The sequence below is a fragment of the Nostoc sp. FACHB-190 genome, from assembly GCF_014696905.1.
GTDB lineage: Bacteria > Cyanobacteriota > Cyanobacteriia > Cyanobacteriales > Nostocaceae > Nostoc_B.
The window spans coordinates 49,140-69,219 of the sequence record NZ_JACJQW010000010.1 but is presented as its reverse complement, the minus strand read 5'-3'; the positions used below and the strand labels follow the sequence as shown (position 1 = coordinate 69,219).

The 20,080-nt window shown below is 40.2% G+C and carries 24 protein-coding genes; 15 read left to right on the top strand and 9 right to left on the bottom strand.

The features are described 5' to 3' along the window. Positions 1–63 precede the first annotated feature (63 nt). The 7 genes from H6G28_RS13735 (at position 64) to H6G28_RS13705 (ending at position 5,076) form a co-directional block, all read left to right on the top strand. Complete coding sequence (locus H6G28_RS13735; RefSeq protein WP_190671402.1) at positions 64–588, top strand: GNAT family N-acetyltransferase; 525 nt, start codon at positions 64–66, stop codon at positions 586–588. A 148-nt stretch (positions 589–736) separates the two neighbouring features. After that, positions 737–1,522 (top strand): class I SAM-dependent methyltransferase, encoded by a 786-nt coding sequence (locus H6G28_RS13730; protein ID WP_190671400.1) that lies wholly within the window; start codon positions 737–739, stop codon positions 1,520–1,522. A gap of 12 nt (positions 1,523–1,534) precedes the next feature. Beyond that, positions 1,535–1,996, top strand: a complete 462-nt coding sequence (locus H6G28_RS13725) for a GNAT family N-acetyltransferase (protein WP_190593157.1) — start codon at positions 1,535–1,537, stop codon at positions 1,994–1,996. 31 nt (positions 1,997–2,027) lie between these two features. Continuing rightward, positions 2,028–2,255 carry a 4Fe-4S dicluster domain-containing protein gene (locus H6G28_RS13720; RefSeq protein ID WP_053455107.1) on the top strand — a complete coding sequence of 76 codons (228 nt, stop codon included), beginning with the start codon at positions 2,028–2,030 and terminating at the stop codon, positions 2,253–2,255. A 54-nt stretch (positions 2,256–2,309) separates the two neighbouring features. Further along, entirely contained in the window at positions 2,310–3,281 is a 972-nt protein-coding gene (locus tag H6G28_RS13715; RefSeq protein WP_190671398.1) for a HEAT repeat domain-containing protein, read from the top strand. Positions 3,282–3,303: 22 nt separating this feature from the next. Next, positions 3,304–4,065 (top strand): DUF4058 family protein, encoded by a 762-nt coding sequence (locus H6G28_RS13710; RefSeq protein WP_190671396.1) that lies wholly within the window; start codon positions 3,304–3,306, stop codon positions 4,063–4,065. Then, positions 4,066–5,076 (top strand): Mrp/NBP35 family ATP-binding protein, encoded by a 1,011-nt coding sequence (locus H6G28_RS13705; protein WP_190671394.1) that lies wholly within the window; start codon positions 4,066–4,068, stop codon positions 5,074–5,076. Positions 5,077–5,100: 24 nt separating this feature from the next. Here H6G28_RS13705 and H6G28_RS13700 read toward each other — a convergent pair whose 3' ends face one another. The 4 genes from H6G28_RS13700 to H6G28_RS13685 form a co-directional block, all read right to left on the bottom strand. Then, a complete protein-coding gene (locus H6G28_RS13700) occupies positions 5,101–5,445 on the bottom strand; it encodes an ArsR/SmtB family transcription factor (RefSeq protein WP_062293739.1) in 345 nt (114 codons plus the stop codon). Positions 5,446–5,478: 33 nt separating this feature from the next. Then, the gene (locus H6G28_RS13695) at positions 5,479–6,351 is read right to left on the bottom strand and encodes a sulfite exporter TauE/SafE family protein (RefSeq protein WP_190671392.1); all 873 of its coding nucleotides are present in this window, start codon (positions 6,349–6,351) and stop codon (positions 5,479–5,481) included. Continuing rightward, positions 6,348–6,893, bottom strand: a complete 546-nt coding sequence (locus tag H6G28_RS13690; protein ID WP_190593162.1) for a rhodanese-like domain-containing protein — start codon at positions 6,891–6,893, stop codon at positions 6,348–6,350. Before H6G28_RS13690 ends, H6G28_RS13695 begins: the two co-directional genes overlap by 4 nt. 179 nt (positions 6,894–7,072) lie before the next feature. Beyond that, entirely contained in the window at positions 7,073–7,765 is a 693-nt protein-coding gene (locus H6G28_RS13685) for an MBL fold metallo-hydrolase (RefSeq protein ID WP_190671391.1), read from the bottom strand. A 99-nt stretch (positions 7,766–7,864) separates the two neighbouring features. Here H6G28_RS13685 and petC point away from each other — a divergent pair, with 99 nt between their 5' ends. From petC to psb34, 7 genes are all read left to right on the top strand, one after another. Beyond that, positions 7,865–8,401 (top strand): cytochrome b6-f complex iron-sulfur subunit, encoded by a 537-nt coding sequence (petC, locus tag H6G28_RS13680; protein ID WP_190671389.1) that lies wholly within the window; start codon positions 7,865–7,867, stop codon positions 8,399–8,401. A 12-nt stretch (positions 8,402–8,413) separates the two neighbouring features. Continuing rightward, the gene (locus H6G28_RS36840; RefSeq protein ID WP_242048563.1) at positions 8,414–8,602 is read left to right on the top strand and encodes a hypothetical protein; all 189 of its coding nucleotides are present in this window, start codon (positions 8,414–8,416) and stop codon (positions 8,600–8,602) included. Between the two features lie 150 nt (positions 8,603–8,752). Further along, positions 8,753–9,253 carry a hypothetical protein gene (locus H6G28_RS13670; RefSeq protein WP_190671387.1) on the top strand — a complete coding sequence of 167 codons (501 nt, stop codon included), beginning with the start codon at positions 8,753–8,755 and terminating at the stop codon, positions 9,251–9,253. Positions 9,254–9,329: 76 nt separating this feature from the next. After that, on the top strand, positions 9,330–9,794 hold the full coding sequence (locus H6G28_RS13665) for a rhodanese-like domain-containing protein (protein ID WP_242054573.1): 465 nt from the start codon (positions 9,330–9,332) through the stop codon (positions 9,792–9,794). Between the two features lie 66 nt (positions 9,795–9,860). After that, a complete protein-coding gene (locus H6G28_RS13660; protein WP_190593167.1) occupies positions 9,861–10,148 on the top strand; it encodes a pentapeptide repeat-containing protein in 288 nt (95 codons plus the stop codon). Between the two features lie 138 nt (positions 10,149–10,286). Continuing rightward, complete coding sequence (locus H6G28_RS13655) at positions 10,287–11,246, top strand: orange carotenoid-binding protein (protein WP_190671384.1); 960 nt, start codon at positions 10,287–10,289, stop codon at positions 11,244–11,246. 252 nt (positions 11,247–11,498) lie between these two features. Further along, a complete protein-coding gene (gene psb34 / locus H6G28_RS13650) occupies positions 11,499–11,927 on the top strand; it encodes a photosystem II assembly protein Psb34 (RefSeq protein WP_190671382.1) in 429 nt (142 codons plus the stop codon). A gap of 185 nt (positions 11,928–12,112) precedes the next feature. Here psb34 and H6G28_RS37940 read toward each other — a convergent pair whose 3' ends face one another. The 4 genes from H6G28_RS37940 to H6G28_RS13630 form a co-directional block, all read right to left on the bottom strand. Next, positions 12,113–13,513 (bottom strand): TolC family protein, encoded by a 1,401-nt coding sequence (locus H6G28_RS37940; protein ID WP_190671380.1) that lies wholly within the window; start codon positions 13,511–13,513, stop codon positions 12,113–12,115. Between the two features lie 148 nt (positions 13,514–13,661). Further along, on the bottom strand, positions 13,662–14,333 hold the full coding sequence (locus H6G28_RS13640) for an ABC transporter ATP-binding protein (RefSeq protein WP_277883229.1): 672 nt from the start codon (positions 14,331–14,333) through the stop codon (positions 13,662–13,664). 140 nt (positions 14,334–14,473) lie between these two features. Beyond that, positions 14,474–15,763 carry an ABC transporter permease gene (locus tag H6G28_RS13635; protein ID WP_190593171.1) on the bottom strand — a complete coding sequence of 430 codons (1,290 nt, stop codon included), beginning with the start codon at positions 15,761–15,763 and terminating at the stop codon, positions 14,474–14,476. Between the two features lie 176 nt (positions 15,764–15,939). After that, positions 15,940–17,490: an efflux RND transporter periplasmic adaptor subunit gene (locus H6G28_RS13630; protein ID WP_190671378.1), complete on the bottom strand. Its 1,551-nt coding sequence runs from the start codon at positions 17,488–17,490 to the stop codon at positions 15,940–15,942. 527 nt (positions 17,491–18,017) lie between these two features. On the opposite strand from H6G28_RS13630, the gene H6G28_RS13625 reads away from it, so the two are divergent. Further along, positions 18,018–18,482, top strand: a complete 465-nt coding sequence (locus tag H6G28_RS13625) for a hypothetical protein (RefSeq protein ID WP_190593173.1) — start codon at positions 18,018–18,020, stop codon at positions 18,480–18,482. A gap of 203 nt (positions 18,483–18,685) precedes the next feature. Here H6G28_RS13625 and H6G28_RS13620 read toward each other — a convergent pair whose 3' ends face one another. Next, a complete protein-coding gene (locus H6G28_RS13620; protein WP_190671376.1) occupies positions 18,686–19,990 on the bottom strand; it encodes a lactonase family protein in 1,305 nt (434 codons plus the stop codon). Between the last annotated feature and the right edge of the window lie 90 nt (positions 19,991–20,080).

Genomic DNA, 20,080 nt, shown 5'->3' with positions numbered 1-20,080 from the left:
CCAAAAAAGCATAAATAAATAGTTCTAGGAAAGCGTAACGTAATTAAAGATTCAATTAGTAAAATGCTTGAATTAATTAAACCGACTTGTGATTTGTATTCAGAGTTTATTGATATGGTAGCAGAATATCAAAAACATGGTGAATCACGCCTATTTGATCAGAATAATTTAACGTTAATTCAAGAAGATTTTTCAGCTTATATTCAATACTTAGAAAATAATTCCAAAGGTATTGATTTAAAACCTGGTTTTGTACCTGCAACAACGTATTGGTTAGTGGAACAGAATAAAGTAATTCTAGGCGAAAGCCAATTACGTCATTGGTTAATACCTAATTTAGAATATCGAGGAGGACATATTGGATATATGATTCGTCCTCTTCAAAGAAGCAAAGGATATGGTACACAAATACTGACTAAGACTTTAGAAAAAGCTAGAAACATGGGTTTGAATCGTGTTCTTTTAACCTGTAATAAAGATAATATTGCTTCCGCCCGTATAATTCAGAAAAATCAAGGTCAATTAACAAGTGAAGAATTTTTGGAAAATTCAGATATAGTTATTTCCCGTTATTGGATTAATTTATGAAAATTTAATTTGAGTATAATAAAATAAAAATGAGTTATCAAGCGATAATTTTCGACCTCGACAATACATTATTAAATTTATCATCAATCAACTTTTAAATTTACTAGAACTAGTTAAATAATTTTTAACCATTGAATATTTCAAAAAAATGCCTATTTATAATTCCATTGGTAAACAATATTCCCAAACTCGCGTTCCTGACATTCGCATCGTCAATGCAATAATTAATCTACTCAATTTACCAAATGGTAGTGTTATCGCTGATATTGGTGCTGGTACTGGTGGTTATAGCGTAGCCTTGGCTAACCAGGGACTTTTTGTTTATGCTGTTGAGCCTTCTATTGTGATGCGACAGCAAGCGGTTGTACATCCTCAAGTTGAGTGGTTTACTGGCTATGCAGAAAATTTAGCTTTACCAGATAAATCTGTTGATGGTGTTATCAGTATTTTAGCGATACATCACTTTTCGCATCTCGAAAAATCTTTCCAAGAAATGCAAAGAATTATTAGAGATGGAACAATCGTTTTACTAACTTTTGATATTAGACTCGCGCAAAGAATTTGGCTTTATGATTATTTTCCATTTTTGTGGGAAGATGCTTTACGATTTTTACCGTTAAACGAACAAATTAATTTGCTTCAACAGAATACTAAAAGGCGTGTTGAAGCCATACCATTTTTGTTACCACACGACTTATCTGATTTATTCGCCGCCGCAGCTTGGAGACGACCAGAATTATATCTGAGAGCCGAAGTACGTGCGGGTATATCATCTTTTGCGTTAGCTAATCAAGACTTAGTAGAAAAAGGATTAGAGTTACTTACAGCCGATTTAAATAGTGGAGAATGGATAAAAAAATATGGCGAAATTCATAATCTGCAAGAGATTGATATAGGATATCGCTTTATTTATACAACATTTGATAAATCATAATGGGTAATAATTATGGTAAATAAAGTTGTTTTAGTTAAAGAAGTTACAATTAAACAAGCTAATATTAAAGATGCAGAAAGAATTACTATCCTTGGTGAACAACTAGGATATTCTTTGACAAATCAACAGGTAGAGCAACGTCTGAATAAAATTAAAAATGATGCAGAACATATTGTTTATGTCGCAACTTTAGCAAATGAATATGTAATTGGTTGGGCGCACGCTCATATTTGTGATTTACTCATTATGCCAAAGCAAGTAATTCTTTTAGGCTTAGTGGTAGATAAAGATTATCGTCATCACGGAATTGGGCGTTATTTAATGCAATATATCGAACAATGGGCTGTATTAAAAGAATGTGATGGAGTAATTTTACGGTCTAATATTATCCGCAAAGAGGCACATTTATTTTATGAAAAAATTGGTTATACAAATATCAAACAGTCTTTAGCTTTTTATAAGCAATTAATTTAATGTCTAAATTACAAAATTGGGGAATGATGTTATGGCTTTAATTAATCAAAGAGTAGATGTACCTGTCATTGTTGATGAATCAAAATGTTTGGAAAAATGTACGGCTTGTATTGAGGTTTGTCCTTTAGATGTGTTGGCTAAGAATCCAGAGACGGGGAAAGCATATATGAAATATGATGAGTGTTGGTTTTGTTTACCTTGTGAAAAGGAATGTCCTACTAATGCTATTACGGTGCAGATTCCTTTTTTGTTGCGGTAATTATGTAAGTTTATATCACGCAGAGGCGCAGAGGGTTGGAGGGGAGATAAAATTATGTCTATAAGTGCTGATTCTGAATTAAATCAATGGTTAGAAATGTTGCGATCGCCTGATGTTAATGACCGCTTAGTAGCTGTTAAAACTTTACAACATCTTGGCGAAGAAGAGAGCATTGATGCTTTAATTATTGCCCTTAAGGATGAAAATATAGCTATCCAGAAAATAGCCATATCTGCCCTTTGGGAAATTGCTAATCCTGTGGCGATTCCTGCTTTAATTGAATGCTTGAGTTCGCAAGATGAAGATATTCGCAATGAAGCTGCATCAGCTTTAAATGAGTTAGTTAGTCAAGATGATTTATTACTTTTACTAGATAAACTAAAAATTGATGATATCAATACACAACTGAATATTTTAGTGCTGTTGCGTAAAATTCATGATATTCAATCTTTACCATATATATTACCATTTTTACAATCAAATAATCCCGAATTAAGAGAATCTGCAATAACTACATTGCGATATCTTAATCAATTAGAAAAATGCCCCGAAGCTTTAGATTTAATTTTTGATGAATCAGCAGTTGTGCGGCGGGCTGCGGCTTTAACTCTGGGACATTTGCAAGATATAGAAGTAATTAATAAACTCAGTCAAGCACTGACTAATGATCATGACTGGCAAGTGCGGCGTAATGCGGCTAAATCTCTAGCTGTTCACGCAAATCATCAAACAATTTTCGCCTTAGAGACTGCTTTAAGTGATGAACATTGGCAAGTCAGGAAAGCAACAGCACAAGCCTTACAAAAAATTCCAGATATTCAAGTAATGCCGCAGTTAATTCAATCTTTAACAGATGAATATGCAGATGTTCGGAAAGAAGCTGTAATTGCTCTTGGTAATTTCGCTCATTCTGATGTTATCATCCCACTGCAACAAGCTTTAGATGATCCTGATAGGGAAGTTGCTATTCAAGCACAACGGGCGATTAACAAGATACAAACAGATAAAATAGTATCAGGGGAGTAGTCAATAATTAGGGGAAAATGCAATGGCAAATCCATTTCCTGGAATGAACCCGTATTTGGAACAGCCTGAACTTTGGCATCAAGTTCATAATCGTTTGATTGTCGCTATAGCTGATGATTTGACTCCTCAAATCGCGCCTAAATACCGAGTTTCTATTGAAGAGAGAGTTTATACAAGTGTAGATGATATCTTACTGGTGGGAATTGCTGATATAGCGGTTGCTAACCGTAATATTCCAGATATTAGCACAACTTTGACTGCTGCAAAACTTAGCGAACCGACTAAAGTCAAACTTCCCATCCCTGAACAGGTAACTGAAAGATTTTTAGAAGTGCGTGCAACTCAAAATAAAGAAGTAGTAGCTGTAATTGAAATACTTTCACCTAAAAATAAAATCTCCAAAGAAGGTAGAACTGCTTACGAAAGCAAACGACAGAAAATTTTAGCTTCTGCCACTAATTTGGTAGAAATTGACCTTTTAAAACAAGGTGAACCGATGCCGATTTTGGGTGGGAAAATTACAGATTATAGTATCTTGGTTAGTCGCAGCTACAACAGACCTGATGCCGATTTATATACTTTCGATTTAAAAACTCCAATTCCGGTTTTTCCTATACCTTTGCATGAAGGGGAATCTGAGCCAATTATTGACTTGCAAAGGTTACTCAATGAAGTATATGAACGTGCTAGATTCGACTTAGCAATTGATTATACACAACCTTTAAAAGTTAAGCGACTTCCTGAAGAAGAAGCTTGGATAAAAGATATTTTGGCAAGTATCTAAATGAATCAACAAGAAGTAATTGAACTACTCAAACAGGTTATCGAACCAACTTTAAAAAATGACATTATAAGTTTGGGAATGGTGCGAAATCTCCGCATAGTTAGTGACTACGTTTACTTGCGTTTATATATTGGTTCTCATCAGCAGGAATTAAAAACAGAAGTTGAAGTTAAATTATCAGCTTTAACTTGGTGTAAAAAGACTTATATTCAAATTTGTACAATTCCTGGGGTGAAAATCACTCTGGGAGTTTCTAGTGGTAAGGGTGGTGTTGGTAAATCAACAACTGCTGTAAATATAGCCGCCGCTTTAAGTTTACAAGGGGCAAAGGTTGGGCTATTGGATGCGGATGTTTATGGGCCGAATGTGCCGCAAATGTTGGGTTTAGGACAAGCTGATGTGGAAGTAATTCAGACTCCTACAGGTGAGAAGTTTTTACCTCTGGAAGTGCAAGGAATTAAATTAATGTCGGTGGGTTTACTGGCAGAAAAAAATCGTCCTTTGGCTTGGCGGGGGCCTGTCCTGCACAAAATTATTACCCAATTTATCAATGATGTGGAATGGGGCGAATTAGATTATTTATTAATAGATTTACCACCAGGTACAGGTGATGCTCAAATTACGATTATTCAAGAAAGTCCAATTTGTGGGGTGGTTTTAGTGACGACTCCGCAGCAAGTAGCTGTTGCCGATGTGCGACGTAATATATATATGTTCCGCCAAGTCGGTGTTCCGGTGCTGGGGATTGTGGAAAATATGAGTTACTTAACCTGTGGGGATTGTGGTTCACGCACTTATATTTTTGGTAGTGGTGGCGGTGAACAACTCGCAGCCGAATTACAAACGCCTTTACTGGGACAAATCCCCATTGATTCGCGTATTTGTAGCGGTGGTGATAGCGGAAATCCTATCGCTACGAGTGAACAAGCTTCCCCAGCAAGCGAGGTTTTTCGACAAATTGCGATCGCACTTCACACCACTTTCAAGACAACCACAAAAAAACCCTCATAAAGAGGGCGCAAAAGTAATATAATTTCAACGGCTGCGTAAAGCTTCTAGTTGTTTTAACTGCGCCGTTTGTTGTTCTAAACGAATTGAGAGGCGATCGCACACCAGTTCGCAAATCTCAAAAATTAAAGGGTCAACAATCTCATAGTAAATACTGACTCCTTGTGGTTGACGATGAACAATACCTGCTTGTGCCAAAATTTTCAAGTGTTTAGACACATTGGCTTGTCCCAGTCCGGTAGCTTCGATAATTTCTGAGACGTTTTTGCTACCCGATTTTAAACTACATAAAACTTGGAGCCTGCTAGTTTCTGAAAGTACTTTAAAATAATCTGCAATTGGCCCCAGGGCAGCAGGTGAATTTTCTAACATACTCATGGCTAAATATATCTATCTACTATATTACTATATAGTATTGGTATCATGATTCTTGTTCGCAGAAACATAAAGTCGATCACGAATGTTAGGGGTGTATTCTGATACTTTGCTGGATTGAAAAGAATGGCGATTTTGAAATAGTACTAAAGCTGCAACTGCTAGTAAAAAATAGCCAAAGCTTTTTTGCAGTCTATGAGCAGGAACAAATTCTGCCAAATATGCACCAAAAATTGTTCCACCACTAGCAGCCACAATAAAAGATAACATCAACTGCCAATTAAAAGAAATATGTCCCCAATAGCTCAAAAAACCAGCAATTGAATTAAACACAATAATTAAGAGTGATGTGCCAATTGCTTTTTTCATCGGTACTTTTCCCAAAAGTACTAAAGCTGGAACAATTGCAAATCCACCACCAACACCAATCAAGCCAGTGAGTATCCCGACACCTAAACCTTCAGTCATTAACCATAACCAGCAATATTGACAGACTGGCGGAGGATACAAAGCTAACTGATCATCTGGAGCTACTTTTTGAGAACTACGGCGAATCATGAATACTGCTGCCAATAACATCATGATGGCAAACAGCAGCATTTGGAAAGTTTCGGTGACAAAGGGTAGCAAGGCTATTTTTGCCCCGATAAATGTTCCCAACATAGTGGCGGAACCAAAAATTAATGCTGTTTTTAACTGAATGTTTTTAGCTCGCCAGTGAGGAATTATACCCAACAAACTCACAGTCCCGACGATCGCCAAAGTCATAGCGATCGCAGATTTTGTGGGTATACCCATAACATAAACTAAAACTGGCAACGCCAATACAGAACCACCGCCACCAATCAAACCTAAACTCAACCCAATACAAGCAGCTAGTATATGTCCAATTATCCAGGTCATGCACTACTCCGTTGGTTATAAGGCAGTTTTGCTAGTAGCATTCCTAACGCACAGGTATCTGTAATTCCCGCGAACATCAATCCGCTTCCGACAAAGCCACTGAGAATCAAAAACCAAGGAGAAACAAAAGCGCCCAGCAATGTGCCTGTAACCACCAAAGAGCCTGCAACAATTTGCACTTGCCGTATTAAACTAATTGGGGCATTTTGGCTAATTTTGGTGGGATAACCTGCGGCTTTCCAAGCTGTCATCCCGCCGTTAAGATGGGTGACTTCTGTAAATCCAGCATCAAATAGTTTTTGCGCCGCCATTGTTGAACGATTCCCAGAACGACAGTAAAGAACTACTTGGGTGTCTTGGGTTTGCGGTACTTTGCGCGGATCAAATTTGGACAAGGAAATTAGTGTTGCATTGGGAATATGTTCTCCAGCATATTCAGATGGTTCACGCACATCTATCAGGGTGACAGTTTGTTGTTTGAGTAACTGTTGAAGAGTCTGAGCGTCAATGGTTTGTAATTTGCGTATATGAGAAGTGGTCATGACTGTTTACCTTTGAGGAATATTTTTAAACGCAGAGTGTTTCGCGCATTCGTCCTTGGCGTTCCCGCAGGGTAGGCGCAAAGAAAAGCACGCAGAGATTCTATAAATGGGATTGACAAGCGGTTACAAAAATTTCTTCCCCCTACTCCCTACTCCCCATTCCCTACTCCCCTTATTAATTACGCCGCCACGTTACCGCAGCGTTGGTTGGCGGGTACGGCTTCCATGATTTTTTTCGGGTTGGGTAAATTTAGGTTTGCCATTAACTGGATAAATTCTTCGCGGTTACGTCCTGCAAACCGAGGGTTTAATTGTTTTTCTTCGCCAATGGTGGAAACTGTATGACCACGATAGTCATGACCAGGATAGACTAAGGTTTCGTCGGGCAATGTGAATAATTTTTGGGTGACAGCATCGTACATCATTCCAGCATTGCCACTCTGAAAGTCTGTTCTTCCACAACCACGAATAAATAATGAATCTCCGGTGAGTAGGTGAGTACCGTTCACTAAATAGGCATTATGGCTATCAGTATGGCCGAGGGTGGCGATCGCTTCTACTTTGAGGCTGCCTAATTCTATAACTTCGCCATCTTTCATAAATCTATCGGCACATCCAGCTTGGGCATTTTCTGGCACAATTCCCAAACAACCTGTTATTTCCCGCAGTTTTGCTGTGCCAGTAATATGATCGGCGTGGATGTGGGTTTCTAAACAATATTTCAGCGTTATTCCTAATTCTTGCAGTAATTGGCGATCGCGCTCCACTTGTTCTAATACCGGATCAACCAAAATCCCTGTTTTCGTGACTAAATCTGCAATTAAATAAGTATATGTACTAGTTTCACTGTCAAATAGTTGTCGGAATAACATATTGCTTATCTCAACGAAAACTTATTGTTTTAATAATATAACTATATGGTAGTATAATAAAAATGTCTACTACTTTGACAGAATATCTAATTAACGAACATGGATACTAGTATTCCACTCGAAAATCCATCCCTATCAAGACGGCAAATCCTCAACTTTCTTACCGGAGCAACCGTCGCGGTCACTGCGGGTGCTGCGCTCTATCCTGCTGGCAAATTCTTGATTGCTCCAGCAGAAAAAACGGGGGTTGGAGGTGCTATTTTGGCCAAAGATATTCTAGGGACACAAATCCCAGCATCGCAAATTCTGGCTGACGCACCGGGAACCCGTGCCTTAGTTGCCGGTTTGGCAGGAGAACCCACCTATCTGATTGTCAAAGAAGATCACACCCTAGATCATATTGGGCTTGTCGATAACTGCACCCACCTCGGTTGTACCTTCCCCTGGAATCCTTTGGATCAGCAGTTTCAATGTCCATGTCATGGTTCTCGCTATGCCCCAGATGGGACGGTGGTACGTGGCCCCGCTCCTCTCCCACTGAAGATTGTCCAGGTTGCAGTGATCGATAACAGTATTTTAATCTCGCCGTGGACGGAAACTGATCCTCGCACTGGAAAGAAACCCTGGTGGGTCTAAGGATGAAGTGAAATGGAACCGATTCGGATTTTTTACTTTTCCGATGTTCTCTGCGTTTGGGCTTATATTGCTCAGATTCGTTTGGATGAGTTGAAAACAACCTTTGAAGACAAGATTGCGATCGCACACCACTTTGTCCCCGTATTTGGTGTTGCTCGTGAAAGAACAGACAGTTACAGTCAGCCCCACCCTAATTTTTAATGAAGGACGGCAGAGACTCAACGGCAATGTGGGCTATCGGGTGATCGAAGCCAATATTCGGGAGTTACTGCACAATCCTCCAGGAGAACAATCCTGGTGTTAGGAATCTTGCCTTAATAGTAAAGACGCGATCGCAATTAAAATACATCCATGAAAAAACCACTTTTATTTAATAAACGCTTAGTTCTATTGGGAATATCTTTGTTGCTCTACATAATAGGACTTAGCTTGCCAGCACTTGCTTTTGATATAGTTGACAACCAGACAAAGCAGACAAGTTTTATTTCTGTTATGAAGGGGGCTGAAGTTACAATTTGGGGAATACTTGGATTGTTCTTTCTTCAAATTCCAGCTATTGGCTGTTTAGCCAATCCGCTTTATTGGTTTTCCTGTAAATCGTTTGTACAAAAAAAATACAAATTCTCCATAGTTTCTGCTTTTATTGCCATTATTGTCGGCTTTACAGGAACAATATCAGCATATTGGCTGGCCTTACCAAATGGTAGTAATCCCTATAGTCATCTTCTATTAACCAAGTTACTTCCTGGTTTCTGGTTATGGCTTGCGGCTCCAGCATTTCTAATGATTATTGCTAGTTACTTTGCTTATATGAAACACAGAAATCGCCTCGTGTTAAACCAGAAGCTTTAATTGATTTACTCCCTAAAAATGGCAAAACTATATGATATTTAAGAAATCAATTCAGACCATATTCCTGGGATTTGCTATGTGTTTTTACCTCTGGGTTGGAGTTGGGTTTAGCCCAACTCTAGCAGCAAATCTCACACAGGCTGAATCAATCTCTCAACCCCCCAATCTAGAATCAGGAGTTGATCGCTTTCTCACTTCGATTCCCGCAGGCTATTACACGATCGCCTCTGTCGAAGAGTTAAAAAGCCTGTTGAAGAAGTCTCAACCTATGTTAATAGATGTGCGAGAAACTTCTGAGTATCAATCTGGACATATACCTAACGCAATTAATATTCCCCTGCGAACTCTGTCGCAAAATCTGAATCAAATTCCCCGCGATCGCCCTGTGGTATTGTACTGCTCCTCTGGTTATCGCTCGGCAATGGGGGTAATGACACTACACCTATTAGGCTATGAGAATGTGCGGGGATTTCCACCTAGCTTTGTCGGCTGGAAAAACGCAAAAGAAGCGATCTCCCAAAGTGAACTTGTGATGTTTTAATAGCACATTATGAGTTATAGTAGATGTATAAACAGCGATAACGCTATACGTTGTGAGGCAACCAATATGGATGCCAATGAAGTTTTAAGACGATATGCCAACGGAGAAAGAAATTTTAGAGAGGCAGACTGGAGAGGCATCAGCCTAACTAACGCAAATTTGAGTGGAATAGACTTGAGTGGCGCACATTTAAGTAATGCAGATTTGAGCGGCGCTGATTTAAGCAATGCTAATTTAAACTGGGCTGGACTCAAAGGAGCAAATTTCAGTAGGGCAAATCTGCGGGGAGCAAAAATGCCTGATGGAAGACAACACAATGATCTCTTAGAGTCTGCTAATTATTTCTCTAGCTAACACCTGACAATAAATCTGCTATTGGTGAGCGATGCTTTGTAGATAAAGACATCGCTTATTTCTAGATATGGCAATACTTACAGAAATGTAAAACACGATCAATCAATTAACCTAATTTCGTTCTGGAGATTTTGAAAGATGTCCTTTACTATCGAGTCTGCACGCTCTATTTTTCCCGACACTCCAGTTGCTAATGTGGTGCCGGCTACGGTTGAATCATGCAATCAACTCAGTGCTGAGGATCAGTTAGCTTTGCTTTGGTTTGCTTATACCGAGATGGGAGTTACAATCACTCCTGCTGCTATGGGAGCAGCTAATATGGTCTTTGCAGAAAAAACTCTGACGCAAATTAAGCAGATGTCTGCGGATAAGCAAACACAAATGATGTGCGATCTAGTGAACCATACTGATACTCCTATCTGCCGTACCTATTCATCTTTCGGCACAAACATCAAGTTAGGCTTCTGGTATGAGTTAGGCGAGTGGATGAAACTAGGAATCGTTGCCCCGATTCCAGAAGGTTATAAACTTTCTCCACAGGCCTCAGATGTTCTCGAAGCCATCCGTCAACTTGAAGGCGGTCAGCAACTCACCGTATTACAAAATATTGTCGTTAATATGGGGTATAACTCAAAGGTTAGCGAGCAAAACGTCAAACAACCTGTGGTTCCGCCTCAAGACATCGCACCCAGAGCTAAAGTCAGCATTGAGGGCATCGATAACTTAACCGTTCTCAGCTACATGGAGAATATGAACGCCTTTGACTTTCAAGGAGCTGTGGCTTTATTTACTGAAGATGGTGCCTTGCAACCGCCTTTCCAGGAACCGATTGTGGGTCAAGAGAACATCCTCGCTTATATGCGTGAAGAATGCTATGGACTCAAGCTCATACCAGAGCGAGGGGTAACGGAATCAGCAGCAGGAGAATTCACCCAGACTAAGGTGATGGGTAAAGTCCAAACGCCTTGGTTTAGTGACAGTATTGGCATAAATCTAGCATGGCGGTTTTTGCTCAACCCGCAAGGCAAGATTTTCTTTGTGGCAATTGATGTGCTGGCATCTCCTCAAGAACTTATGGAACTGGGCTTGATCCGATAGAACAAGCTTGGGGCAATTTGGCACATCTGACAAGTTCCTGAATATCCCATCTGCATAATCCTCTGAACCCCTGAAATAGCAGGGTTTCTTTGTTTTTATTCTTGGGTGCAATATGAATTGCAGATTTATAGACAGAACTTTGACAAAAGTCTATTAACCCAATAAAAACCTAAAAATAATATCATAAATGTTGTATTTATGTAAATAATTTGTTATAATATTTATATAAAACTTAAAAATGAGGTAAAGCCCATGCTCTACACCGATAAAGAAGGGAAGACCCTCAACCCAGAGAATTGTATAACTGCTAACAGCTTCTTTATTGAATCTGAGGTGTACATCTGTGAACCATTGGAAATGCACTTCAATCAAGCTGGGGAGTTAAAAGCGGGAAAAAAACCGAAGAAAGCAATTGCCAATCTTCGTAGTGATGGCAGCGAGTTAATGCCGGCTGAAGTTCAAGCGCATATAAACAGAGAAGGCAATCAATTGCTGAATGTGCCTCTTGCAACTGGCTACACAGTAGATGATGAGGGAATGATAAATACCTACGCTATTCAACCTGTGATGTCCTTGGCAGAGTATCCCTCTCCAGAACAACAACAACGCTACATCATCCAGGGGATAGTAGCTGTTATGTTTGTTGCTCTGACACTGATGACTGCATTTGCTGTCAGCTAGGGTAACAATATCTAGTACAACAAGGCAAAAGTAAAAGGTCAAAAGGAAAAAGAAAGAATAGTGATCCTACAACCCTTTTAGCAATTCCTTATGGTCACTGAGCGCCGTCGGTTTATTTACGCCAATCTGTACTAGATATTTAGGCTCAGATGGAAGATCGATATCTAGCTAAACTACTGACATACCTAGCGCGAGGCTCTAGCACTAACGGCGCGTTGGAGATTAGCCAAAGCTCGGTTGTAATTTAAAATTGCGGTGACTCGATTACCTTCGGCTCTGGTTAAGTCATTTTCTGCCTCGATGACTTCTGTTTGCGTACCAACACCAGCTTGATATCTAATTCGGGCAATATTCAATGCTTCTCTAGCTTGCTCTAAACCCACAGCAGAAGTCTGCACATTATCTAAATTAGAGCGTAGTTGAGTGTAGTATTGTTCAACATTAAAGCGAATTTGGTCGCGCTGATTGGCAAATTGAGTTTCTGCGATCGCTATATTAGTTTTAGCCTGCGCTGTCCTAGCTTTAGCTGCGCCGCCATCAAATAAATTCATACTGGCTTGCAAACCAATAGAATAACCATCAGTGATGCTGGCAGTATCGTTAAAGCGATCGAGTAAGTTATAACTTGTCACTAAACTTACTTGCGGTCTGACTTGTGCTATTGCTTGTCGTCGTTGTTGTTCGGAGATATTTCTTTGGGCTATTTGTTGGCGCAATTCGGGGCGATTTTGAAAAGCTTCAACTATACTTTGTTCTAAGGTTGGTTGCCACAGTCCTGCTAATGCCACTGCATCTGCGGCTGTGATATCTACTGACTGGGGTAAACTGAGCAATGTCCCAAGTTGACGACGGGCAATTTGTTGATCTGATAGGGAATTAGTCAAGTCTTGTTGAGCGTTAGCCAAGTTTACTTGAGCTTGTAGGACATCAAATCTTGTCCCTACACCTGCTCTTTCTCTGGCTTGAGCATCTTGTAAACTGGCTTGAGCATTTGCTACCGCAGATTGATTAATTCTGACTTGTTCATCAGCTTGCTGCAAATTATAGTATTGAGTTTTGACATTCAGTTCAATTTCTCTAGATTGGTTTTCCACATCTAACTCATCGATGCGTAACTGTTCTTCGGCCTCTTTGATAACCGCTTGACGATTACCGGATGTGTAGAGGTCATAATTCAGTTGTGCTGTACCGTTAAAAGAGGTACTTGGTTGAGAAGAGTTGCTACTAAAACCATTACCACTGTTAGTTACATTCCCGTTGATATCAAGACTAGGAAACAAGCTCGCTTGAGATTCTCTCAGTGCTGCACGACTGCGTTCTAACTCTAAAATTGTGACTTGTAAATTACGATTATTGCGTCTGGCTAATTCTAAAGCCTGTGTCAAACTCAAAGGTACAGTTTTTTGAATCTGTACCTCTTCTGGTTTAGTCGGAAATTGTAAAGGATTGGCACTAGGATTTAAGTTTTCTGCGGGAATTTGTGGTGTTGTTTGCGGTGAAGTTTGAGCATCAACACTCTTTGGTACAGCAGAAATTAACAGAGCGATCGCTACAACAAACCAAGTAGAATGCACTGAAGATAGCATAGGGAGTAGGGAGTAGGGAGTGGGGAGTAGGGAATAGGAGTGGTTAATAAAGTTTAAATTACTTAATTTTGTCTGACTATCACCTGAGAGAATGATATCCGCGTGCATCCGCGTTTATCTGCGGTTAATTATTTTGTAATCACCCAAATCAACCAACAATTAAACCATCTTGGACGCGGATGGTTCTTTTTGTTTGCGCTGCAATATCTGGTTCATGGGTAACAATCACAATAGTGATACCTTGCTCATTTAATTCTGTGAGCAAATTCATCACTTCATAAGAAGTTTCTGTATCTAATGCACCTGTTGGTTCATCTGCTAAAACTAATGCTGGTCGATTAACTAAAGCACGGGCGATCGCAACTCGTTGTTGTTGTCCTCCAGACAGTTGACTGGGACGGTTGAGAATGCGTTCAGCTAGTCCTACTCTTGTTAAAGCTGACAAGGCTCTTTCTCGACGTTTGTGTTTGGGTAAGTTAGCATAAACCATCGGTAACATCACATTTTCTAGTGCTGTTGCTCTTGCTAATAAATTAAATTGTTGGAACACAAAACCTATCCTTTGATTGCGGATATAAGCTAATTCATCATCATCAAAAGTAGTTAAGTTTCTGCCTTCAAAAATATAATTTCCATTAGTAGGTCTATCTAAACAGCCCAAAATGTTCATGAGTGTAGATTTACCTGAACCTGACGCACCCATAATTGCGACATATTCACCCTCTTCAATTGATAAGTGAATACCTTTGAGAATCGGAACGCTCATTTCTCCGAGTTTGTAGGTTTTTGTAATAGATTCCATCCAAATCATTGTGGTCATAATTTTTAGTACTGAGTAGTGAGTGCTGAGTGCTGAGTGAAAATATTAGTTAGGGAGTATTTTTATTTAATATATGAATAGAAGAGACAAGGGAGACAAGGAGGACAAGGGAGACAAGAGAAAAGCTTTTATTTCTCAAATTAGTCGCTTCTTAAAGCTGTAATCGGGTCTAATTTCGCTGCATTACGAGCAGGAATCACACCAGCAACTAGGCCAACAGATAACGAAAGTCCAAAACCGATAACTACTGATGCCACAGAAATTACAAAAGGAAATTTAAAAATACTTGATGCGCCAAAGGCAATTAAAATACCACTGCCCATACCAATACCGCCACCGACAATCGAAATCACGATCGCCTCGGCTAAAAATTGATTGAGAATCGCTGAATTAGTTGCCCCGACGGCTTTACGAATGCCAATTTCTCTGGTTCTTTCTACTACGGAAACTAGCATAATATTGGCAATTCCGATACCACCGACCACGAGAGAAATTCCGGCGATCGCTACCACCATAATTGTAAATAAACCAACAACATTAGTAAAGGTGCTAACAATATCAGCTTGATTCGTAATCCGAAAATCATCAGCTTGCGGTGGATAAATTTCGTGACGCAAGCGCAAAATATTAGTAACTTGAAATTGCGCTGCTTCTAACTTATCTTGATTACTAGATTTGATTAAAATTCCACTCACCGAAACACCAGTTAAAGCATTATTTCCTACTAGTCTCCCCGACATACTAGTTAAGGGAATAAAAATTTGGTCATCTCTATCCATCGGCCCTTGAGCGCCTTTCGGTTCCATAATGCCAATTATTTCATAAGTCTCTCCTTGAATGCGAATTTGCTCACCAATGACTTGAGTACTATTGCCAAATAATGTCCTTTTGACTGTCGGGCCAATCACCGCCACTTGCTTATTAGAATCGAGTTCTTCTTGGGTAAAAAATCGCCCTTCTTGGGGATGAGTATTGCGTGCATCGGGATAATTTAAATCTGTACCGTAGATTGTGGTGGAAGTATTTTCGCCACCATATACTACTTGAGCATTTCTTTGCAGATATGCCGAAACTAAATCGACTGATGGGGCTTGTTGAGCGATCGCTTTAGCATCTTCCCAAGTTAAAGTACTAGTAGAACCCACGCCTTGACGGATATTTCCACTCCTGGCTGCACCCGCTAAAACTTGCAATACATTTGTCCCTAGTGCTTGGATTTGGTTTTCAACACTTTTCTGCACCCCTTGACCCACAGAAGTAATCGCAATTACAGACGCAATACCAATAACTACCCCTAGCATCGTCAGTCCTGTGCGTAATTTATTATTCCATAGCGTTTCTACAGCCATTGATATGATTTCAGTCAACGGCACTGTAGACTTACTAGGTCTTTTTTGAATTTTGGGAATTTTAGATAAACTCTGAAGCATATTAAATAGAATGGCGTAAATATTTGTAGTTTGGAAAAGGCAGGAGGCAGTGGTTCGACTTCGCTCACCAACCATTCACATATATCTCTCCCTTGTCCCCCTTGTCCCCCTTGTCCCCCTTGTCCCCCTTGTCCCCCTTGTCTCCTTCGTCCCCTCATCCCCCTTGTCTCTCAACATTACTGACCAGAACGCCCACCGCCACCAGAAGAACGACCTCCACCACCACCAACACCAGGAAATACACCTCCCCTTGGCGTTGACTGGGGTCGTGAACCAGGGGGGAAACTCAGCAAGACTTTTTCATCACCTGTTAATCCAGACTTCACCTCTGTAAAATTATTCACAGTCACGCCAGTTTCAATGCGGGTGAATACAGGTTGCTCATTTGCGCCTAAAACATACACGCCTGTGGCTCTTTCTCGGCGCACAACTGAGGCTGTGGGGACGACTAAAGCATTTTCTAGCTCACCAACTTGAAATTCTGTATCGACATTCATCCCCGACCGGAGTAGGTTTTCTGGGTCAGAAAGAGATGCTTTCACCTGAAAACTAGTCACGTTCTGCTCGACGGTGGCTTGAGCCGCAATTTGACTGACTTTTCCTTCAAAAACCTTTCCTGGGTAAGCATCAGCTTTAATTGTCACTGGTTGACCAAGGCGAATTTTGGCAATATTCGATTCTGATAAATTAGCAACAACTTCATTCACGGAAGCTAAAGCCAAAATCGATGAAGAAGTAGCGGAAGAAACAGCACTCCCGGAAGTGGTGGGAGTCACAAAAGCACCAGGATCAGAGAATTTTTGCGTTACCACTCCATCAAAAGGGGCGCGGATAATTGTGTCGTTGATTTGGGCTTGAATATTTTGTAGTGAACCACGGGCGGAAATAACTTGAGCGCGGGCGACTTCAATATCTTCTGGGCGGTTTCCGGCTTTGAGTAATGCTAAAGCTTCTTCTCGCTGTTTCACAGTCGCCCTAGCTTGTTGAATATCTTCTGAACGTGAACCAGCTTGTTGCAGTGCTAATGCTTGTTGTGCTTCATTAACTTGGGCTTGGGCGCTATCACGGGTTGACCGTTTTTGAATAACTGTTTGCAGAGAAATAGCCCCGGAGTTGTATAGTTGTTGATTACGCTTTAAATCATCTTCGGCTTGGACTAAGTTGGCTTGGGCGCTTCTTAGCCTTGCTTGGGCTTGGGCGATATCTTGGGGACGGTTCCCGGCTTTGACTTTTTGCAGATTTGCTTCGGCTTCGTCGAGTTGGGCTTGGGCTTGGGCGATATCTTGAGGACGATTCCCGGCTTGGGCTTTTTGGAGATTTGCTTCGGCTTGGGCTAACTGTCCTTGGGCTTGCACCAAACTACCCCGCAGGTTGGAATCATCCATATAAGCGAGAATTTGTCCTTTTTTGACCGAATCTCCTTCTTTAACTAGCAGGGTTTTGAGTACACCCGAATTTTTGGGACTAACATTAATAGAGCGTTCTGGTTTGACTGTACCATTAGCCGAAACTGCGATCGCTAAATTTCGTCTTTCTACCGATTGGGTCAATATTTTTTGCCTAGCTTCTTGGCGCGGCACTACCGCCACTCGATAATAAACTCCATAGCCAATTCCACCCAACAGACCGAGCAATAGCAGCCAAAGTAACCAATTATACTTTTTTCGCTGTTTCTGTTCTAAGGGTAGAGCTGATGAATCTACAGGGTTTGATGTATCAAGTTTCATAACTGTGTCCGTTGTCCAAAATGGCTACCAAGCTAGTTATCTAAGTTCCAGCACCTAAATGCTCGGATTTTAAATGGCTTAATCTTATACCATCGCTATAGTGACTATATAAGCAAAAAATTTTAAGTTTGCAATTTATTATCAGCTAAAACGGACTGTTTTCTTCTATGACTAAAGTCACTAATAATTTCTGATTGCTCTATGACTAAAGTCATTAAATTGTCATACCAAATTGGTATAGCATTTCTATTTGATATGTGAACAACAGAAACAAGAGAGACCAGGATGACAGGGTAGACAAGGGAGAAAGATGTTTATAAATCATTTAGGATTGCTATAGCTATAATTTTATTTTTAATTGCCTATCTACTGCAAATATTTTCTGGATTGATATTATTCAAAAATCTAGAAAAACCAGGAATATCTAGGAGCGAATAAATCAATTATTCAGTATAATTGCTGAATAAAGCTATAGCATATTTAGCTATAATATTTCTGTAATTAGGATAAAATTTAGACATTAAAATATGAATAACTTACTGAAATTTTTGACAATTTCATCTTTGCTACTATCTACAAGTTTGCCATCTTTCGCAACCAATAAATCCTTCGTCACTGAGAAACACTTCCAAGGCGATGTGGAGCCAAAAAACTGCCCTCTCCAAAAAAGGAAAAAAGGTATTCTTATATATAATCTTTGCCAAGTTAAGGGTAAGCCAATATCTTTATATATCCAAAGTGTTGAAGTCTCTGGTGGCAGTGAAAATGACGCTCTAGATGTTGCTGTATTAAAATATAAAAATGGAAAATTAATTCACGTCAGTGCTGAAGATTTCCACAGATATGGTTTCCGTAATCAAAAGTTAGTTGCAGCTTGGCATCTAGATAATACCATTGAAAATGTATCATCACCTCAATATCGCGCCATAGAAAAGCGTTTTTTAGCAGAGTCTCGCAAGGGTTTAGAACTATTTGGGATTAAGCAAAAATAGCTGTAGAATCTAATTGATTCGTAAGTTGGAATTTACAACAATGCAAATGAAAAAGCATATAATTACTGGAATTTAGACTAAATGGCAGACTATCAGTCTGAGGGTGTTTATATGCTTTTTCATGCTTGGCGATGAAATTTATTTGATTGAGACTGCTTTCCTCATCAAACCTTTGGGTTTTTGACTGAACACAAAACCTAACTTTAATTAGCAACAATTCCTTGTGGGAAGCTATTATTTACTGAGGGTATTAATTGAGGTGAAGAAGGTACTTCAGTGACAGTTCCGTCATATCGGTTGACTTTCAGCACAGAGATTCGATTATTCGCAACATTGATAGCTGGTTGAGAAACAACATGCAGAAATGATTCTGTAGAATCTAAAGCTAGTTGAGCGCCACCAGTAAGCATCTCTCCCCTGAGTACAACCCTCTGAATTTCTACTGGTGTGCTGGGGTCTCGCCCAATATCATAGACAGTCACACTGTTATCAAGAGGGTTTGTGGTGTAAAGACGAGTTCCAGCGCGATTAGTTACTAGCCAACAAATTGCTCTACCCGAATTAGGTACGGTTCTCAGGAGGTGTAAATCTCCATCAGGCTCGTAAGAATAGACTCCCAATTGATTGCTGAGTGTAAAAGCAACATACAAAATTGGTCGACGGGGATGAACTTGAAGCCCCAGTGTTAGACCTAGAGGGTTGGGTGGGAATGCGGCTGGAGGTAGTTGTTGTGGTGAGTTTGGGCTTTGTTGCAAACGACCATTAGGAAGAATTTGATAAGAGCGCAATAAACCAGTCCCTGCGTCCATACCAAAGAGCAAACGTTTGTTAGGAGAAATGAGTGCTTGGGTAGGTAGAGAACCTCTGGGAACAGAAGCTGTAGAATTTGGAATAGGAATCAGTCTGCCCTTGGGAGTGACGCGAAAAGTAGTATAGTTCGGTAAAGAATCGCTGGCTTCCTGGGTGGGAATCTGCGGTAATAAGTTTTGGTTAACTACAGTCAAAATATCGCCGGCTAGACCAAGACTAACTGGCTGAACTCCCCCGCTAGGAAATGGCGATCCTTCTACTGGCGAAAGACTGCCATCTCGATTGATGTCAAAAACAGCAATAGTATTTGACCCAGAATTGACCGCAAATAGCCGCGTTTTTTCAGGGTTAACAATCACTTCTTGATCAGAAGCAAAGGCTGTAATGAAAAAGGGGCCTTTTCCAGCGATGGAAGCATTAGGAATTCCTGCACCGCCAGTTGGAAAAGACGGTGTAGATAATGGTGTGAGCGTACCCAAAGCATCACGGCGGAAACCAAGAATAGAGTTAGCATTGGGAGTTGGAATGTTACTTTGGGTGTAAACAATACCAGTTAAACGAGGCCATTGATACCAGTGGGCATCGGCACTTTGAATTGCTAATCCGCCTGTCAGTACAAGGGCGGCTACACCAGTGAGTGTCAGCAATTTTTGAGAACGCTGACGATTATTTTTGTTAGTTTTGGAGATTATATTCATCAATTTACCCTGGGAAATAACTACATGCGGTATGTAGAGATATCACAGTGATTCCGAGAATTTATGCAAATTTCTTCAGATCATTTCCGG

What these genes read in the sequence shown, in the direction of transcription:
- H6G28_RS13630 (WP_190671378.1), bottom strand. Translation starts at nt 17,490, where the DNA reads ATGAAACTTGATACATCAAACCCTGTAGATTCATCAGCTCTACCCTTA.
- H6G28_RS13640 (WP_277883229.1), bottom strand. Translation starts at nt 14,333, where the DNA reads ATGACCACAATGATTTGGATGGAATCTATTACAAAAACCTACAAACTC.
- H6G28_RS13695 (WP_190671392.1), bottom strand. Translation starts at nt 6,351, where the DNA reads ATGACCTGGATAATTGGACATATACTAGCTGCTTGTATTGGGTTGAGT.
- H6G28_RS13625 (WP_190593173.1), top strand. Translation starts at nt 18,018, where the DNA reads ATGAATAACTTACTGAAATTTTTGACAATTTCATCTTTGCTACTATCT.
- H6G28_RS13735 (WP_190671402.1), top strand. Translation starts at nt 64, where the DNA reads ATGCTTGAATTAATTAAACCGACTTGTGATTTGTATTCAGAGTTTATT.
- psb34 (WP_190671382.1), top strand. Translation starts at nt 11,499, where the DNA reads ATGCTCTACACCGATAAAGAAGGGAAGACCCTCAACCCAGAGAATTGT.
- H6G28_RS13725 (WP_190593157.1), top strand. Translation starts at nt 1,535, where the DNA reads ATGGTAAATAAAGTTGTTTTAGTTAAAGAAGTTACAATTAAACAAGCT.
- H6G28_RS13670 (WP_190671387.1), top strand. Translation starts at nt 8,753, where the DNA reads ATGAAAAAACCACTTTTATTTAATAAACGCTTAGTTCTATTGGGAATA.
- H6G28_RS13655 (WP_190671384.1), top strand. Translation starts at nt 10,287, where the DNA reads ATGTCCTTTACTATCGAGTCTGCACGCTCTATTTTTCCCGACACTCCA.
- H6G28_RS13635 (WP_190593171.1), bottom strand. Translation starts at nt 15,763, where the DNA reads ATGCTTCAGAGTTTATCTAAAATTCCCAAAATTCAAAAAAGACCTAGT.
- petC (WP_190671389.1), top strand. Translation starts at nt 7,865, where the DNA reads ATGGATACTAGTATTCCACTCGAAAATCCATCCCTATCAAGACGGCAA.
- H6G28_RS13730 (WP_190671400.1), top strand. Translation starts at nt 737, where the DNA reads ATGCCTATTTATAATTCCATTGGTAAACAATATTCCCAAACTCGCGTT.
- H6G28_RS13620 (WP_190671376.1), bottom strand. Translation starts at nt 19,990, where the DNA reads ATGAATATAATCTCCAAAACTAACAAAAATAATCGTCAGCGTTCTCAA.
- H6G28_RS13700 (WP_062293739.1), bottom strand. Translation starts at nt 5,445, where the DNA reads ATGTTAGAAAATTCACCTGCTGCCCTGGGGCCAATTGCAGATTATTTT.
- H6G28_RS13685 (WP_190671391.1), bottom strand. Translation starts at nt 7,765, where the DNA reads ATGTTATTCCGACAACTATTTGACAGTGAAACTAGTACATATACTTAT.
- H6G28_RS13710 (WP_190671396.1), top strand. Translation starts at nt 3,304, where the DNA reads ATGGCAAATCCATTTCCTGGAATGAACCCGTATTTGGAACAGCCTGAA.
- H6G28_RS13665 (WP_242054573.1), top strand. Translation starts at nt 9,330, where the DNA reads ATGTGTTTTTACCTCTGGGTTGGAGTTGGGTTTAGCCCAACTCTAGCA.
- H6G28_RS13715 (WP_190671398.1), top strand. Translation starts at nt 2,310, where the DNA reads ATGTCTATAAGTGCTGATTCTGAATTAAATCAATGGTTAGAAATGTTG.
- H6G28_RS13690 (WP_190593162.1), bottom strand. Translation starts at nt 6,893, where the DNA reads ATGACCACTTCTCATATACGCAAATTACAAACCATTGACGCTCAGACT.
- H6G28_RS13705 (WP_190671394.1), top strand. Translation starts at nt 4,066, where the DNA reads ATGAATCAACAAGAAGTAATTGAACTACTCAAACAGGTTATCGAACCA.
- H6G28_RS36840 (WP_242048563.1), top strand. Translation starts at nt 8,414, where the DNA reads ATGGAACCGATTCGGATTTTTTACTTTTCCGATGTTCTCTGCGTTTGG.
- H6G28_RS13660 (WP_190593167.1), top strand. Translation starts at nt 9,861, where the DNA reads ATGGATGCCAATGAAGTTTTAAGACGATATGCCAACGGAGAAAGAAAT.
- H6G28_RS13720 (WP_053455107.1), top strand. Translation starts at nt 2,028, where the DNA reads ATGGCTTTAATTAATCAAAGAGTAGATGTACCTGTCATTGTTGATGAA.
- H6G28_RS37940 (WP_190671380.1), bottom strand. Translation starts at nt 13,513, where the DNA reads ATGCTATCTTCAGTGCATTCTACTTGGTTTGTTGTAGCGATCGCTCTG.